This window comes from Cytophagaceae bacterium ABcell3, assembly GCA_030913385.1.
In the GTDB taxonomy this organism is placed as follows: Bacteria; Bacteroidota; Bacteroidia; order Cytophagales; family Cytophagaceae; genus ABcell3.
Genome location: CP133159.1, coordinates 1,012,609 through 1,029,581 on the forward strand (window position 1 = coordinate 1,012,609; position 16,973 = coordinate 1,029,581).

General features: G+C 38.5%; 13 protein-coding genes. 7 read left to right on the plus strand and 6 right to left on the minus strand.

Annotated features, from left to right (window positions below):
* Positions 1 to 67 precede the first annotated feature (67 nt).
* From RCC89_04295 to RCC89_04320, 6 genes are all read right to left on the minus strand, one after another.
* Positions 68 to 1,366 (minus strand): AMP-binding protein, encoded by a 1,299-nt coding sequence (locus tag RCC89_04295; GenBank protein WMJ72384.1) that lies wholly within the window; start codon positions 1,364 to 1,366, stop codon positions 68 to 70.
* On the minus strand, positions 1,353 to 3,050 hold the full coding sequence (locus RCC89_04300) for a C45 family peptidase (GenBank protein WMJ72385.1): 1,698 nt from the start codon (positions 3,048 to 3,050) through the stop codon (positions 1,353 to 1,355). Before RCC89_04300 ends, RCC89_04295 begins: the two co-directional genes overlap by 14 nt.
* Before the next feature lie 525 nt (positions 3,051 to 3,575).
* Positions 3,576 to 4,235, minus strand: coding sequence for a YdcF family protein (locus tag RCC89_04305; protein ID WMJ72386.1), 660 nt, complete (start codon positions 4,233 to 4,235; stop codon positions 3,576 to 3,578).
* 216 nt (positions 4,236 to 4,451) lie between these two features.
* Positions 4,452 to 5,963, minus strand: coding sequence for an NAD(P)-binding protein (locus RCC89_04310; GenBank protein ID WMJ72387.1), 1,512 nt, complete (start codon positions 5,961 to 5,963; stop codon positions 4,452 to 4,454).
* The gene (locus RCC89_04315; GenBank protein WMJ72388.1) at positions 5,950 to 9,816 is read right to left on the minus strand and encodes an MMPL family transporter; all 3,867 of its coding nucleotides are present in this window, start codon (positions 9,814 to 9,816) and stop codon (positions 5,950 to 5,952) included. The genes RCC89_04310 and RCC89_04315 overlap by 14 nt, the downstream gene beginning before the upstream one ends.
* Before the next feature lie 57 nt (positions 9,817 to 9,873).
* On the minus strand, positions 9,874 to 11,124 hold the full coding sequence (locus RCC89_04320) for an NAD(P)/FAD-dependent oxidoreductase (GenBank protein ID WMJ72389.1): 1,251 nt from the start codon (positions 11,122 to 11,124) through the stop codon (positions 9,874 to 9,876).
* Positions 11,125 to 11,338: 214 nt separating this feature from the next.
* On the opposite strand from RCC89_04320, the gene RCC89_04325 reads away from it, so the two are divergent.
* The 7 genes from RCC89_04325 to RCC89_04355 all read left to right on the plus strand — a co-directional run bounded on the left by RCC89_04325 (position 11,339) and on the right by RCC89_04355 (position 16,957).
* Complete coding sequence (locus RCC89_04325; protein WMJ72390.1) at positions 11,339 to 12,874, plus strand: aromatic amino acid ammonia-lyase; 1,536 nt, start codon at positions 11,339 to 11,341, stop codon at positions 12,872 to 12,874.
* 64 nt (positions 12,875 to 12,938) lie between these two features.
* Entirely contained in the window at positions 12,939 to 13,664 is a 726-nt protein-coding gene (gene fabG, locus RCC89_04330) for a 3-oxoacyl-ACP reductase FabG (protein WMJ72391.1), read from the plus strand.
* Positions 13,665 to 13,737: 73 nt separating this feature from the next.
* Complete coding sequence (locus RCC89_04335; GenBank protein ID WMJ72392.1) at positions 13,738 to 14,958, plus strand: beta-ketoacyl-[acyl-carrier-protein] synthase family protein; 1,221 nt, start codon at positions 13,738 to 13,740, stop codon at positions 14,956 to 14,958.
* Between the two features lie 12 nt (positions 14,959 to 14,970).
* On the plus strand, positions 14,971 to 15,219 hold the full coding sequence (locus tag RCC89_04340) for an acyl carrier protein (protein WMJ72393.1): 249 nt from the start codon (positions 14,971 to 14,973) through the stop codon (positions 15,217 to 15,219).
* The gene (locus RCC89_04345) at positions 15,206 to 16,126 is read left to right on the plus strand and encodes a lipid A biosynthesis acyltransferase (GenBank protein WMJ72394.1); all 921 of its coding nucleotides are present in this window, start codon (positions 15,206 to 15,208) and stop codon (positions 16,124 to 16,126) included. The genes RCC89_04340 and RCC89_04345 overlap by 14 nt, the downstream gene beginning before the upstream one ends.
* A complete protein-coding gene (locus RCC89_04350; protein WMJ72395.1) occupies positions 16,107 to 16,547 on the plus strand; it encodes a hypothetical protein in 441 nt (146 codons plus the stop codon). Before RCC89_04345 ends, RCC89_04350 begins: the two co-directional genes overlap by 20 nt.
* Positions 16,547 to 16,957: an acyl-CoA thioesterase gene (locus RCC89_04355; protein ID WMJ72396.1), complete on the plus strand. Its 411-nt coding sequence runs from the start codon at positions 16,547 to 16,549 to the stop codon at positions 16,955 to 16,957. Before RCC89_04350 ends, RCC89_04355 begins: the two co-directional genes overlap by 1 nt.
* Positions 16,958 to 16,973 lie beyond the last annotated feature (16 nt).

Below are 16,973 nucleotides of genomic sequence, written 5' to 3' on the forward strand. Positions count from 1 at the left end.
AGGTTGTATTTTTAAAAATATGTATGTGGTGCATAAAGAAAGTATAGTAATTCATGTCGCTGTCGGTTTAGCAGGATTGCTTGTTTCTTTTATCAATAAACCTTATTGGCTTTCTGCTTGTGCCGGGAAACATTAGTTTGTGTACCTCCTCCTCGGAAGCTGGTATAAGCTGTGGCGTCACGCGTGCTTTAACTTTAAATTGATCTATCAGACTTTTTAAGTTCATAGCCTCGGTTCCGTGAAATATGATTTTTATATCATCATTGTTAAATTCATTGGATGAGACTTCAATAACATAAGATTTGACAAAAGGGGCATTGTCCATAATATCTGCCAATACCGAGGGGAACAGGGTAGTGCCTTTGTACTTGATCATTTGGTTTTTCCTGCAAATAATTGGCCCTAGTCTATAAGTGGTTCTGCCGCAGGAGCAAGGTTCAACATGCTTTCTGCATATATCGCCTGTTCTGAACCTGATCAGTGGCATTCCTTCTACGCCAAGGGTGGTAATGGTTAATTCTCCGGCATCGCCAGGTTGTACTTCGTTATCGTTTTCATCTAATAGTTCTGTAATAATCAGTTCTGGGTGAAAATGCCCTCCTTTCCCAGCTTCACATTCCGTAAAGGCGGTAGCCATTTCAGTAGATGCGTAAGTGGAGAATAGCTTAATATCCCATTTTTTCTTGATTTTTTCCCCAAGAAGGTTCAGGTTGAAATCATCTTTTCTGATAGGTTCGCCTATACAAATTGCTTTTTCTACCGAAGAGCTTTTATAGTCTATGTTGTTTTCCTCTGCATACTGAACTAGTTTATTCAGAAAAGAGGGGACAATGATGAGGGTGGTTGGCTGAACTTCTTCTATTGTTTTCCATTGCAACTCCGGTAGTCCGGGCCCTACCCTGACCATACCAGCCTTAAGCATTCTGGCACCCATAACATATGCTAGCCCAGCCATAAACTGACGGTCTGCCGTTGTGGTCAGTTGATATAGCTCTTCAGACCCTGGATTGGCGCAGCCCAAGGAAAGATATTCATTGTAAGCCACACGTTGCAAATCGTTTTCCGTTAGTGGAATGGTAACAGGTTTTCCTTCCGTGCCTGATGTGCTGCAATAATCAAGTATGGAAGAGCGCTCAACGCAAATAAACTCATTGGTGCAAGATTGAAGTTCTTGTTTGCCAATAGAAGGTATAAGTGCTAAATCCGCTAGTGATTGAATGTTCTTGGGATTTATTTTATGCTTTTGAAAGTGTTTCTTATAAAAAGTAGATTTTTCATAAAGATATAAAAGCTGTTTTTGGAGCAAATGTGCCTGAAAACTTTCTATTTCGTGCTGCGATGCTTTTTCTATGTCAGGAATTGGCATTTTTTTGATCATTTAATTTCTCCAAACATAATTTTAAGCTTTCTTCCATATGCTTTTTTTCACTTACCCTTGCAATTTCTAATGTCAAACCTTTTTCGTAAAAGTATTTTGCTTTTTCCCAGTTTTTAAGGGTTTTATAATAGTTGCCAAGGTAATAATAAGTCAAGAAGCAGTTTGGGTTGCTGTTTTCAAAAGCCTGCAATTCATCTTCTGAGAAAGGGTCGCCCTTGCCAGCAAGTATAAAGTTCTGCAATAGGTCTCTATATTTTGCAAAAACTTCATATTGCTCATACTCTTTGGTAAGGAGGAAAGTGTCTGCAGGAATATGCAGCGAGTCGGCAGCTTGGAATGAGCTTGGGCTTTCTGAACGGCTCATATCAAAGACCTCGTTAAGGTCGTAAGTTACAAACGCTCCTAACTGATAGGGTGCGCATGATACCCAAACTTTTAAATCTTCAGGTGCGAAAATTATCCCATGGTGGGCAATCAATTGGTTAATGGCTTTTTCATTTCCTAGCCCCAAATTTTTATTGTCAATTCCACTTCTGTCCCTAAGAATGGTGGCAGCATCCTTGGCGTTTAGTGGGCTAAGGCTATCTATGAGCTGCTCGGTTTTTGCATACCTGTAAACAGATACTTCTTCATCAATATACTCTTGGTTGAGGGGATCGTTGAAAAGTTCTTTGCTTTGGAAATGGTTTGTAATGACCATATAGGTGGTGTCAGAGAAGTGCAAAGCAGTGTTTTGGGGTGATTTTTCAATTAACCCGACCTTCCCGTCGGCTTTAGACCCTATTAAAAACGTTTCTGCTACAAATGACTCATAGTTTGAAGCTATAGTATAAGCTTCTTCAATATTTGAGGCGTACTGCAATATTTGTCTGGCAATAAGGGAAACCGGTGTTTTGCCCTTTGTGGGAATTTCAGACTTGGCCGAGTTTAGGGTTATAGTCAACCCTTTTTCGTTCATGCCAGATACCACCCCACTAAAGCCTGCCCAAGTAACAGACATAAATTTATATCCGCTATCAGGCTTGTAGAAAGCTACTATTTTATCGCGGGAAAATGGTTCGCCAAAGTAAAAGTCGAAATTTCTGCCGATAAGAAGCTTGTTGTCTTCAGAACTTTCTCCCCAAGTGGCAAAGGACGTACATCCGACCAAGTTCATATTTTGGAGTGCATGTCCAATATCATGGGCGCCATGGTAGCTTAAAGACCGGTGGTATTTAGGGGCAATGTAGTCAAATAGATCATCCATATATGCCGCAGCTCCGTAAATTTCCAACAAAGTTTCTTCAGGCACATATTTGTCTAGATCGCGATTAAACCAAGCAACGAGGTACTTTAAGAAGTTGAGGTATTTTTCAGAGGGTATCCGGTTCTTGATTTCGCCAATAAAAGCACTTTCTTTTTCTTTCATTAAGTGCTGTGCCAACGCTCCAAAGGCCACACCTCTTTGGTACGGCTTTCCTTCCAGATATATCTCCCATAGACCTTGATGGTTCTTAATCAGTAGATTGTTGCCATATCTATATTGATTGGCATCAATTCTTTCAAGGTCTTCTGATATGTTGTCATCACTTGACGGCAGGGGTGGAACCATTCTTACAGAAAAATAAAAAATGGTAAGACACAAAAGAATTGTGGCGCCCAAACCCCAGGCAAGATATTTTAAAATCCTCATAAACTGCTTGTATACTATAAGTAAAATTAGAAAAAGCAGGGGAATATTGTGACTAGAGGCAAGATTATTTCAAAAATATGATTACCAGTTTAAGTCTCTAGGAAGTAATAAGTTTTTATTTGTATGATAATATGCTCTTTATACTGCCATCCTTTAAATGGCGGTATGCGCTATTGGTAGATAATAAAGCGGCCATTGATGAAATTGCGTTAAGAACTTTATAAGCATGAAGCGGCCAAAAAATTTGCTGTTTGAGCCCGACGCCAGGAGGGTGAGTTTCATCCCGATAGCTATCGGGATAGCGTAATGGTTATAAAGTTTAGCAAATTTCATCACAGGCCTTGACTTTTTTGCTTACTTTTTTTGTCTAAGAAAAAAAGTAAGGCCCTGCCGGCGAGGCAAAAAGTTACTAAACGAGCCTATGTAAGCTAATAAAACATAAGGTATCTAAATGGGTAACCCTAATTTCAAAAATATGCCGTTGTAAACGGAGGATAAGGTTGAAACTACTGCTTTTTTGTAGGTTTACTTGTATACGTCAGGGTCTATTTCTTTTCCCATAGTTCCCCGTAGCCGCTCAAAAAAGCTTTCTTTTTCAGTGAGAGGAGTAAAGTCCTTCACAAATGCCCGGGAAGGATCGATGTTCGGGGTGTGCATTTGCAGCGTTTCTAGGGTGTCAAAAACTATGGGGAGAAAATCTACCTCAATATCATTTTTTCTTGCAAAGCGCCGTAATGCAAAGTTTTGAACCGGGTCTGTGGCCAACGCTATCTTTTCAAGTCCATTTTTTCGGGCAAGCCGATGGGAGTAGTATAAGTTTTCTGTACTGTGTTCCGCAAGAGTGTCGGTCAGGATATCCTCTTCTGGAATGCCCAGTGCCATAGCATACTCTTTCATTATCTTACTTTCAACGTATGGCGAGTAAACTGCTGCCCCAGAGTAAATAACCTTTTTGACAAAGCCATTGCTATGCAGGTAATGGGACCAATGCACCCTCATTTTCATGATAATATGCCACTCCTCGTCCTCATATGGAAACCCTGGAACAATAATGGCATCGTATGGGAAGTTTGCTTTGTTATTGACAAAAGACTTTCCGGCTGATCTTTTAAGACAAGAGATGCATAAAAATCCTAATAGTATGATCAGGACAATCGCCTGGAAAAATCTTTTCAAGAGAATCATCAGTGGTAAGGTTTAATATTTAACCTGGATTATGCATTAGATTTCGTTATGAGGGGCAAAAGAACAAAAAATCAGCGTATTTGGTTTGCAAAGCATAGTGGTTCTATGGTTAAAAACCAAATACGAGCGAAGCGTCTGATTTGAAGTTTTTTTGCCACGTAATAGAAAGTTCTAATGTATATTTCAGGTTTAACCAATGAATTAGACTATTGTTTTTTAGGCCCTCCTTACCTGGTTTAAAATATACTCATGACCTAAAAATTCGGAGCAGGTTGTTATTGATCCTATGGTTACCCCTAAAACACCGTGCATGTTTAGGTTTTGGCCTGTCAGGAATAGATTGGGAACTTTTGTTCGGGCACTTATAAAAGAACGTAAAGGATCTTTATGGTCTTTCACTATTCCATATAGTGACCCATCTTTGGTGCCGATATAATCTCTGTAGGTTAAAGGAGTGGAGGTATAGTAGGATACAATATTTTCTCTCAGTCCAGGGAATTTCTTTTCTATCTTATCTAACAGTAACTCTGCTTTTTCTTTTTTGAAAGCTTCATATCCTGACCCACGGTCGTTTTCTGAAGCGACAGTATTAAAAGTGTCAGCCCAAGGCGCCGTATCCGCATATTGCATATAGGTCATGGCTATAAGAGAGTCCGTGTATTCCTGCTCTTCTGATGATGCTCCTGTAAATAAAGCATACCCTTTTGGCCAGTCATCACCATACACTGCACCGTCCCATACATTTTTGTCAATGTAGTGGTAATAGTTGCAGTTGAAGTATTTCATGGAATTTTTTTTCAATACTATGTATATGATAAACACAGAAACCGAGTTTTCTAAGCTGCTTATCCTTTTTCTATAGGCTTTGCGTATGCCTACACCTTCTTGTATCATATCTAGCGTTACGGCAGGGTGTACGTTAGATATGAATTGCTTTGCTTCGAACCTTCTTCCATCTGCGAGTTCAACAAAGCGGATTTTGTCTCCGTCAAAAATAAAGTTCTTAGCTTGGGCATGTTTAATTACTTTTCCTCCATTATTGAGAATATTGCGAGTAAGCTGTATGGCAATTTGGGAGCCACCATTGATGCATCTATAGGCGCTTTCTATATAAGAATTGATAACCAGCGCATAAGTGTAAAGAGGGGTTCTGTCCCCTTCTCCTGCAAAAAGTGGGTTTGTGCCGGCCAGGACTGATCTCAGTTTTTCATCTTTTGTGAATGAGGCAATAAAGTCTCTGGCATTGATGGTTAAAAATGGAATACTGCTAAAGTCTAAGTTGCTTACCTTAAGGTTGTATAAAGGGAAGCTTTCGCAAACTTCTTTAATTTTGTCACAAAAGTCGCTTATGGCTTTTCTTTCTTGCGGGAAATAAGATGATAGTATATTTATAAAGTTATCATAGCCTTGTCCGTAACGATAGGCTGTGTCGTCCCCCTCAAAGGTGATGATGTCAAAGCCATTTTCATCCAACTTTTTTAGCCTAAGGTTGTCCATGATGCCCAAATACTTAAAGTATTGGTTGAGGTTCTGGTTTTCGTCCAGCCCACCAATGTAGTGTATTCCAGTATCGAAAATTTGTTTGTCCCGTACGAAAGTTTGTAGGTTGCCGCCTAACTGTTTGTTTTTTTCCAGCACAAGTACATTATACCCTTCCTTGCTAAGGATAGATCCACATTCAAGTCCTCCGAGTCCGCTACCTATTATTATAATATCATACTTTTCCATTGCCGCTCTTTTCCAGAATAAATAAAGTGTTTGATGTGTATTTTGTATTGTCTATAGTTTTTAAAGACAGGTTATTGTTTTCTGCAAAACTTTGTACCATTTTATCAGAAATATAGCAAAAGCTATTTTGGGTTTTGTTAAAACCATACCGAGTGGAAAAAACCTCTGTGAGCGCTGTTCTTTTGTGCAGCTTGGTATTGCTACTGTTTCCATCACGTATGATTATCATCCCATGGTCAGGTAAGTTGTCTATTATTTTTTTCAATAACTTCATTTGCTCTTCACAAAGCAGGTAATGCAATAGGTCGCTTATTATAAAAACGTCAGCTTTTTCAAAAGAAAAACCTGTTACATCGGCATGAATAAACGATAAGCCAGAAGGCTTAACCGGGCAATTGGCTGCTGTTTCTATTTTGTCTTGGTCATAGTCAATGCCTATAATATGTCTTTTTGAAGAAGAAAATGCCAAAGAATAAGAGATTAGCCCATATCCGCAACCGATATCGTAAATTTTTGCTTCTGCTGGAATTAGCTCATGAAGTAATAGGTAATAACCTTCCAGCCGGAATTTAACTTTTAGGTACCATTCTAAGACAGGGCCTTTGTAAAGGTAATTTTTTAAGATTGTTTCTTTATAATAAAGTGGATTTTCCTGCTCCATCCTGAGGGTTTTGTATTCACTTTTGAAATACCTACTGATCTTTTTTGTCGCTTCAGAATATCCCGAGCCAAACAGCTCTGAACCATAGGCAATCCGAGGAAGGAATTTTACCGTAATATTCCCACTTTTTAAATAAAAACCATCACTTTTAGGCATTGTATAGCTTGTGCCATGGAGAATGACAGGCTGGATATCGAGTTTAAAGTGCTGAGCTAAGAAGAGTGCACCTTTGTGAAAACGCCCGATTTCGGCAGTGTTAGACCTTGTCCCTTCTGGGAAAATAACTATTGAGTACCCTTCTTCAATAAGCTTTTCAATTTTGCCCACCTGCTCTTCTACACCAACGGTGGTTGAAATAAAATCTGCGTATTTGACTACTGATCCGAAAAATGGAGAATTGTATACCCAGTCGTTAGTTACCATTACCACTTTATGGTGTAACATGAGCATTAGTAGAATATCTAAAAAAGAGTGGTGGTTGGCAATAATCACAGAGGGCTTAGAAAAGTCAGCAAGCGATTTTCCTACAATGCTGATATTTACGTTTCTCATGATATAGACAAGAGAGCTACAGAAGACTCTAATAACATGATGGTAAATGAGCTTTTTGCGCCTGGAAGGCAGAATAGGTAGGTAAAACACCGCTCTTATCAATGAGAGTATAAGGCAACCAGTCAGAAAATAAACAAAAGCGAAGGAGGAAAGAAACAATGATTTAAAAGTATAGGGAATAAGCCCTTTCTGTTTCCTCTTTATTATTAAAAAGTTATAAAGGAGTGGCTGAAGGGTAAATGTAATAAAGGTTACAGAGGTAATCCCGATAATAGCCAGCAGGGCAATAGATTGTAGCGCTGGATGTCGTGCAAATGCCAATACTCCGATGCTTAATAAGGTTGTTACGGCTGAAAGTATAATTGATTTTTTATACGATAGTATGGTTTTTAGCCCTTTGGCTGCGTCTTGCAAGTACCCGCGGGTGGTAAATATGCTGTAGTCTACCCCAAGCCCAAAAATGAACGTGCAAACAACAATATTGACTATGTTGAACCGTAAGTCAAAAAAGCCCATAATGCCTAAAATCCATAACCAGCTTACTAATATTGGAGTGAATATCACAAGGGTTACTTCAATTCTGCCGTATGTTATAAATATAATCAGGAAAACAACGATCAGCGATATATTAACTAATTTGTTGAAATCTTCCTGAAGAAGACGGATTAAGCTTGATGTAAGATAGCTTTTGTCAAATGCCAAAGCGGCGTCCAGCTCCTCTAATACATTTATTACTGAGGCTTTATGCTCTGTGGTGGTTTTTATGGTAGAAATGACTGATACTTTGCCATTTTGGCTAACGATATAGTCATCTCCAAATACAGAAAATATTTTCTCGATATGTTCTTGCTCCAATGGTGCATAAGTGTTCTTTAACAGCGTCTCAAAGGTAGAGAATCCATCTGCTTTAAAGCCAGTTTGAGAGGCTTTAGAAATAAATGAAGTGTATACTGAGTCTGCATTATGCTCCTGCCAATAGCTGTTCCACTGGTGCAACCGCTCCCGCTGAACAGATGGCGCTGGCACAAGATCATTGACAGAGGTGTAAGAAAAAATATTTCCCTGATCTTTAAGTTTTTCTAGCTTTTCTCGTGTTTTCAGCTCTTTTTCCAAAGCATCTTCTAAATTCTGCCCGGATGTGATGGCAAAAACGGTATTGGCCGAAAAGGTAGAAATGCGGTTAATGTTCTCTTCGTATGCAGCTAGCTCTGGTGGCATATAGTGAAGCCGGTTCATGTCATCCTCAAAAGCGTAGTTTTTCCATGTAAACAAACTGGCAACGGAAAGGAACAACAATAAAAGCAAAGACCATTTAGCTTTAAAAAATGGGTATTCTGCAATAGCAGACACGGTTTTCTCAATAAAGTTTTGAGGGTTTTCTTTTGTTGCTGTTTTATTGTTTTTCCTTATAATAAAATGAGGGAGCACTGTGAGGGTATAAATAGAACCTGCTAAAACACTAACTCCAGCAAAGATGCCAAAATCGGCAAGGGCTTCTGAATGTAGAAATATCAGTGACAAAAAAGCCGCTGCAGTGGTAAGGCTGCTAATCAGAAGTGGCGTATTCAGGTCTCTAAACAATGTACTGGCTTCCTTGTGGTCTTTGTAATGGGTAAATAAGTGCAGGGAATAGTCTATGGTTATGCCCAATAAAATAGATCCTACTCCTAAAGAAATTGTAGAAACTGTTCCTTTTACTAAGGCAAGTACTGCTAGAGCAACCAATGCTCCGAATAGTCCAGGGGTAATTCCAATAAAAAAAATGAACATGTTTCTGTAAAAAAATGATATAAACAGAAACAGTACAATGAGGGCTAGTGAAATAGTGATGAAAATATCCTCTTTAATTTGGTTGGCGTTGGCAACGGCAATAGCAGTTTGGCCAAAATACTCTATATTAAAATCAGGACTCGTATCAGAAAAAGCTTCAATCTGACGGTTTATCCCTTTAATAAGTTTACCGTTATTAGAAGTTTCGTTGGGCGGGTTTGCAAGCTCTACAAAAAAGATCAAGTGTTTTTGGTCTTGAGATAGCAGATGGTTTTGATAAAGCTTAATGTTTTCATCTGTCTGAAAGGTACTGCTTTTTTGGAGTGGCAAGTTTACTATGCCCAGCGGATCGTTGATTAGCATTTTTTTGTTCACAATGCTAAGAGGGGAAACAAGGGCTTTGTAGTTTTTCTTTAAAGTATTTTCTAACCCTTCAGAAGTGATTTTTTGGTTGATTTGTTCATAATCTTCTGCTGTCAGGTAGATGGGTAGTTTTTCTGAGTATAAGCTGTAAAGGGTTTCCAGGTGTTGATCTGAAAAGCTTATTTGGATGTTTTGGATAAGTTCGGGATACTTTTGCCTCAGGCTATCGGCGAAAATAGTACTGTGCTCTATTAAATGTTCTGGCGAGGATAGAGAATCTTTGGTGTATATATGAAATACCAAACGGTTGTTAATCTTAAAACCTTCCAACACCTCACTTATCTTAGTAAGGTTGTCGTCCTTAGGAATGACATTGATGATATTCTCTTCAAGCTTTAATGTACTTACTAGGTAAAAGCAGCCTGCGATGAACAAGCCGAAAAAAGCCGCAGCAACCCCTTTGTATTTTTGAATTAAAAGGTAAAGGTTATGGAAAAGGTTTTTCATTAAGTATAACTTTTTGGGAAAATTATGCCCTTTATTTATACGAAAATGTTTTAATGCTTATTTCTTTAGGTCTCCTAAAACATTGGCTAATGCAAGTATGGCCCGGTCATGTTTCTTTACAAAAGGGTTGTTTAAATCCCAAACATACCCGGCTAAAACAGAGCAAATTTGACTTTTTAGCTCAATGTTCGACTCAGAAGTAAAGAAGATTTTTTGCAGGTTCCCGTCATACCACCTTTTGACGAATGCTCTGAAAACATCTACGCCTAGTTTAAGGTAATCTGAATATTCGGTTTCCCAGTCAGGTTTTTCACCTTTTAGTTGCCGTGCTATTAATTTTGCAGCTACTGCACTTGACTCGCTCGCCAATGTGACACCTGAGGAAAAAATAGGGTCTAAAAATTCGGTGCTATTGCCTGTAAGTACAAAACCATCTCCGTAAAGCTTCTTTACTGCTGCCGAATAGCCTGTGATTTTTTTGGGGCCTAAAACTATATCTTCTGGCGAGAAGCGTCCTTTCAGATCGGGGACTGCTTCTATCCATTGGGCAAATTGGTTGATTTCATCTCCTTCATACCTGTTTATTATGTCAGGATCGCCAACTACTCCTACAGAGGTAGTGCCATCTGAAAATGGAATTACCCATAACCATACGCCATCTGTATAGTCAATGATTAGAATTCTGTTCCCATCACTTCCTTTAGGCCTGTTCGGGTCTTTGATATGGCTGAAGAAAGCAGCTCTTACTGGAAAGTCTGACGGTTCGTCTAGCTTAAGCAACCTCGGTAGTACACGTCCGTATCCACTTGCGTCTACTATAAATTTTGCTTTTATAGTATAGAAAGTCCCGTCCTCTTTTTGTATAGTTGTTAAAGATGCGTGGTTTTGGATAAAAGAAACCTTCGTAACAGTTGACTTATAAGATACTTTTACGCCTTTTTTTTCTACTTCTTTTGCAAGAATAGTATCAAAATCAGCTCTTTTTACTTGCCAAGTCCAGCTCCACCCCTTGGTAAACTGGGTAGAAAAATCAAAATCAGTAATATGCCCGTTTCTGACATGGGAAAACTTAGCACCGAATTTTTTTTGGAACCCTGCTTTGTCAACAGCATCTAGCAGGCCAGCATATTCCAAGTTTTCCATACATCTTGGTAGTAGGCTTTCTCCTATAACAAACCTGGGGAATTCTTCTTTTTCTACTATTTTGACCTCAAAACCTTCATTTTTTAATATTGAGGCGGCAATACTTCCCGCAGGCCCCGCTCCGATTACGAGGACGTCTGTTTCCTCGGTGTAACTAACTGACATTTATCTTTACTAATATTTATTTTAGGTATGGGAACTCTTCAAACTAACTCAAGGTATTACAAATAAACGGAAATAAATAATTGCCGCTTTGATCATGTAAGTATTGAAGGTAAAACGACGAAACTATATTTTGTTTATACTACCAATATAGTTTTTTTTGTAAAATTTCTACATGCTATATGTAGACGAACACGTATTAGTATTAAAAATTATAATGATAGAACTTGGTTCTTCTTCGTTGGCGCTTCCCGACTTGCTCAATGCGCTGCATGGGCAAAAGGTAACAATCTCAGAGTATTCCAGAAAACGGGTAGAGGAAAGCTATAGTTTTTTGAAAGAGTTTTCTGAGAATAAGATTATTTACGGTATAAATACTGGTTTTGGCCCAATGGCACAGTATCGTATTAAGGAAGAAGAGCAAGAGCAACTTCAGTATAACCTCATTCGAAGCCATGCATCAGGATCTGGCAATATCCTTGATCCTGAATATGTAAAAGTTTCTATGCTGGCCAGGTTGAATACCCTTTCTTTAGGTTATTCAGGTGTTCACTCTTCAGCTCTTGATGTATTGGCTCAATTAATTAATAATGACATTACCCCACTTATCTTTGAGCATGGAGGTGTAGGGGCCAGTGGCGATTTGGTACAACTTGCCCATCTTGCCCTTGTTATGATAGGAGAGGGGGAGGTTTTTTATAAAGGTGAGCGCAAACCCACTGCGCAAGTTTTTAAGAGTCTTGGCATAGAGCCAATGAAGGTAAAGCTAAGAGAGGGACTTGCCGTCATGAACGGTACCAGTATAATGACGGGTATTGGCCTTGTAAATACCATTTATGCAAAAAGGGCTATAGAATGGGGTCTTGTTGCGTCCATTATGATCAGTGAGCTGGTCGATACGTATGATGACTACTTTTCTGAAGAACTCAACAATGCAAAGATGCATATTGGCCAGCAGAAAGTGGCAGCAACAATAAGGGAAGCCCTTGACAAAAGCCAATATGTCAAAAAAAGATCATCGTACTCTTATAGTAAAGTTACAGAAGAGAAGTTTTTTTTGGAGAAAGTTCAGGAGTACTATTCCATTAGGTGTGTGCCACAGATTGTAGGCGCAATTCTTGAAACTACGGAACACTGTCAAAAAGTACTGCTTGAGGAGGCAAATTCGGCAAATGACAATCCTATAGTGGACGTAAAAGCTCAAAATGTTTTTCACGGAGGTAATTTTCATGGCGACTACGTAGCACTGGAAATGGATAAGCTAAAGATTGCCATTACAAAGTTATCTATGCTTGCAGAGAGACAGTTGAATTTTTTAATGAATCCTAAGTTGAATGATTTACTTCCGCCTTTTGTTAATATGGGGAAGCTAGGCTTTAATTTCGGTATGCAAGGTGTGCAGTTTACGGCCACTTCTACCACAGCCGAAAACCAGATGCTTTCGAACCCAATGTATGTGCATAGTATCCCGAACAACAATGACAACCAAGATATCGTAAGTATGGGAACGAATGCGGCAATATGTTCAAAAAAAGTTATAGATAACACTTTTGAGGTATTGTCTATAGGACTTATTTCCATTGTACAAGCCCTAAGTGCTTTAGAGAAAACGGAGGGGCTGTCTCCTTTATCTGCCAAAACTTTTGGGGATATCCGAGAAATAGTCCCAGCATTTGTAGAAGATTATCCTATTTATAAGGATTTGAAAAAGGTTAAAAATCATCTGATGAATATAAACCCAATAGGTATTTAAATTTTTTGAGGTGAATGCATTGTGTTAGTGAATTAATATTTAGTCATAAAAAAAGTTTTTTTTAATGAAATATGCATTGGTGACCGGCGGGTCTAGGGGGATAGGTAGGGCTATTTGCCTAAAACTTGCCGAACAAGGTTACAATATTTTAATAAACTACCTGTCTAATCAGTCGGCGGCTGAAGAAACATTGAAACTGGTTAAGGAAAAAGGCGTAGAAGCTACATTAATGAAGTTTGATGTTTCTGATAGAGAAGAGGTACGGAAAGTAATAGAAGGGTGGTATAATGAACACAAAGATGACTCCATAGAAGTTTTGATAAACAACTCCGGTATTAAAAAAGACAATCTCATGGTGTGGATGAAAGATGAGGAATGGGATGATGTTTTGAATATTAGTTTGGGAGGTTTTTACAATGTTACCAAGCCGGTGCTTCAGGAAATGATTAAAGGCAAATATGGAAGGATTGTCAATGTTGTTTCTTTGTCAGGTGTAAAAGGTTTGCCCGGCCAAACTAATTACTCAGCTTCTAAAGCGGCTGTCATTGGTGCTACGAAGGCTTTGAGCCAAGAAGTTGGCAGACGAAATATTACCGTTAACGCAGTAGCCCCTGGTTTTATCAAAACTGAAATGATAGAAGGAATTGATGAAGCTCAGTATAAGTCTCATATTCCTCTAAAGCGATTTGGAACTGCAGAAGAAGTAGCTGACCTTGTGGGCTTTTTAAGTTCTCCGAACGCTTCATATATCACAGGCGAGGTAATATGCATAACGGGAGGGCTTTATTGATGGGTTTAACATCCATGTTTTTAACTATGGATAGACCTCTAGATCCTAATAATATAAAATAAGAATAAAATTGATGAAAAGGGTTGTAATTACCGGAATGGGGATTTATTCCTGCATCGGACTTGATCTGGACTCTGTAAGAGATTCGTTGTATTATGGAAAGTCCGGTATTGGAACAGAGCCTTTGAGAAAAGAGCTTGGTTTCCGGTCTTCTCTTACCGGAATAGTTCCAAAACCTGACTTAAAGAAACACCTTAACCGGAGGCAGCGGGTTGGTATGTCAGAGCAAGCTGAGTATGCTTACGTTGCAACATTAGAAGCATTGAAAAATGCTAACATTGACGAAGATTTTCTTGCCCAAAAGGATGTTGGAATAATTTATGGAAATGACAGCTCGGCAAAACCATGCATTGAGGCATATCAATTATTGGAGAAAAAGAAAGATACCGCATTGATAGGTAGCGGATCCACTTTTCAATCGATGACCTCTACCATTACCATGAACCTTTCTACTATTTTTAAGCTGCGAGGTATTAACATGACCATAAGTGCAGCTTGTGCGAGTGGCTCTCATGCGCTTGGGCTTGGGTACATGATGATTCAATCAGGTATGCAAGACATTGTGATTTGTGGCGGTGCTCAAGAAGTAAACTATCACTCCATGGGAAGTTTTGATGGCTTAAGTGCTTTTTCTATTAAAGAAGATGAGCCTGCCAAGGCTTCTAGGCCATTTGATAAAAGCAGAGATGGCTTGATCCCTAGTGGTGGCGGCGCTACTCTGGTCATCGAGAGTTATGAATCGGCCAAACAACGTGGTGCAAAAATTCTAGCGGAAGTTATTGGTTATGGGTTTTCTTCTAATGGAGATCATATTTCTGCCCCAAATGTAGAGGGCCCAATTTCCTCATTGCAAATGGCACTAAAAAATTCCGGTGTTAAAGCATCTGATATTCAGTATATAAATGCACACGCTACATCTACTCCAGTCGGAGATTTAAAAGAAGGAATAGCCATTAAAAATGTTTTTGGGGAAAGCAATCCTTTAATTAGTTCTACTAAGTCTATGACTGGGCACGAAATGTGGATGGCAGGGGCTAGTGAGATTATTTATTCTATGCTTATGATGGAAAATAACTTCATTGCTCCTAATGTTAACTTGGAAGAGCCTGAAGATGAAATTAAAGACCTTAACTTTGCTTTTTCTACTATAGAGAAAAACTTTGATACTTTCTTGTCCAACTCTTTTGGATTTGGAGGTACAAATTCTTCCATTATTATTAAAAAATTTAAATAGAAATACCTTTTTATGACTAAGCAGGAAATAATCGAAAAAATCAACGGTTTTTTGGTTGATGAATTTGAAGTTGAACCGGAAGCCATTAAACCTGAGGCAAACTTAAGAGAAACATTGCAGCTCGACAGCTTGGATTACTTAGATCTCGTTATTGAAATAGAAAGTAATTTTGGTTTTAAAGTTCAGCAGGAAGACTTTCAGAATATTCATGTTTTTCAGGACTTTTATGATTATATAGCTCAAAAAGTTGAAAACAAGTAGTACTACATGGAAAGGCAAAACCCGTGGAGGTGTACTGGGGTATAAAATATTTATTTTTATACTCAAAAAACTTGGGCTTCGATCTGCTTATGTCCTTTTAAGATTTGTAGCGGTTTATTTCGTGTTTTCTGCACCTGGTGCTACCTATAGCATGTTCAAATACTTTAGGGATAGACATGGCTATAGTCGCATAAAGTCTTTCATATCTGTGTATCAAAACTACTATGTTTTTGGACAGACGCTTTTGGACAAGATAGCTATTCTTTCTGGCATGGAGCATAAGTTTTCATATACTTGCCATGGGCTTGAACACCTGAAAGGTTTAAAAGAAACAGGAGGGATTCTCATTAGCGGTCATGTAGGGAGCTGGGATATTGCAGGTTTTATGCTTCAGGAGGCTGACATCAAAATTAATATTCTGATGTTTGAAGCAGAAGAGCAAAAGGTTAAAGGATATCTTGAAAAGGTAGTGAAAAGCGAACACGTAAACATTATTCCTATAAAACAGGATTTCTCCCATCTCTTTTTGATTAACAATGCTTTAAAGAGAAAGGAGATTATCTGCATGCATGGCGATAGGTTTGTTGCCGGGGCTCGTGTGGAGAAGGTAAACTTTCTTGGCAAAGATGCTTTCTTCCCATTAGGACCTTTTGTTATGGCTTCAAAATTAAAGGTGCCGTTTAATTTTGTGTATGCAGTACGGGGTAAAAACTTTAAGTATCATCTTTCATCAACCCCAGCTGTACTTGACCCCAGCCTAAAACCGAAAGACGTATTATATAAGTATGTTCATTCTCTTGAAGAGAAAGTAAAGCAGTATCCGCTTCAATGGTTTAATTACTACGACTTTTGGAGTGAAGATGTTAAAGGAGGTATTTATGAAAGCAATGAAAATGCAAATAATTAAGAAAGACGAAGAGTTATATCAGTATTTACCCCAAAGGCCTCCTTTTGTAATGGTTGACAAGCTTTATGAAAAAGGGGCATCTTATGTAGTTTCAGGCTTAGAAGTAAAGGACAGCAATATACTTGTAGAAAATGGGGTTTTTAATGAAGGCGGATTAGTAGAAAACATAGCTCAAACCGCTGCTTTATATGCAGGTACAAAATTTATTGATGCTGGGCAAGAAGTGCCTGTTGGTTACATTGCTGGCATTAAGAAATTAAAGATTAAAGCACAGCCTTTGGTGGGTGAAGAAATTTATACCAGGACAACTTTGACACATGATTTCTCAAATATTCAGGTGGTAGAAGGTGCGGTCTTTAATATGAAAGATGAATGCATAGCAGAATGTGAATTAAGAATCTTTATCAAACAAGAAAGTTAATGCTGGTAAATACCATAGAATTAAAACCTAGGTTTAGTGAAATAGACAGCATGGGAATTGTCTGGCATGGACATTATGTTAGGTATTTCGAAGATGGTAGAGAGGCATTTGGGAAAGAATATGGACTTCACTATTTGGAGGTATACAAGAATGGCTTTCTTATACCTATAGTTAAACTGGACTGCAACTATAAAAAACCTATTTTTTATACAGACACTTGCATTGTAGAAACATCATACATTGATACTGCGGCTGCTAAGATTGTTTTTAGCTATAAAATTATTAATCAAGAAAGTGGCGACTTATGTGCTACAGGTTGTTCAGAGCAGGTGTTTATCAATAATGAAAGAGAGCTTCAGCTTATAGCCCCAGATTTTTACATCGATTGGAAAAGGAAAAATAATATTTAAACCATATAAGTTTTTA

Coding starts and splice junctions, on each gene's coding strand:
- RCC89_04295 (WMJ72384.1), bottom strand. CDS start 1,366: ATGCCAATTCCTGACATAGAAAAAGCATCGCAGCACGAAATAGAAAGT.
- RCC89_04300 (WMJ72385.1), bottom strand. CDS start 3,050: ATGAGGATTTTAAAATATCTTGCCTGGGGTTTGGGCGCCACAATTCTT.
- RCC89_04305 (WMJ72386.1), bottom strand. CDS start 4,235: ATGATTCTCTTGAAAAGATTTTTCCAGGCGATTGTCCTGATCATACTA.
- RCC89_04310 (WMJ72387.1), bottom strand. CDS start 5,963: ATGGAAAAGTATGATATTATAATAATAGGTAGCGGACTCGGAGGACTT.
- RCC89_04315 (WMJ72388.1), bottom strand. CDS start 9,816: ATGAAAAACCTTTTCCATAACCTTTACCTTTTAATTCAAAAATACAAA.
- RCC89_04320 (WMJ72389.1), bottom strand. CDS start 11,124: ATGTCAGTTAGTTACACCGAGGAAACAGACGTCCTCGTAATCGGAGCG.
- RCC89_04325 (WMJ72390.1), top strand. CDS start 11,339: ATGATAGAACTTGGTTCTTCTTCGTTGGCGCTTCCCGACTTGCTCAAT.
- fabG (WMJ72391.1), top strand. CDS start 12,939: ATGAAATATGCATTGGTGACCGGCGGGTCTAGGGGGATAGGTAGGGCT.
- RCC89_04335 (WMJ72392.1), top strand. CDS start 13,738: ATGAAAAGGGTTGTAATTACCGGAATGGGGATTTATTCCTGCATCGGA.
- RCC89_04340 (WMJ72393.1), top strand. CDS start 14,971: ATGACTAAGCAGGAAATAATCGAAAAAATCAACGGTTTTTTGGTTGAT.
- RCC89_04350 (WMJ72395.1), top strand. CDS start 16,107: ATGAAAATGCAAATAATTAAGAAAGACGAAGAGTTATATCAGTATTTA.
- RCC89_04355 (WMJ72396.1), top strand. CDS start 16,547: ATGCTGGTAAATACCATAGAATTAAAACCTAGGTTTAGTGAAATAGAC.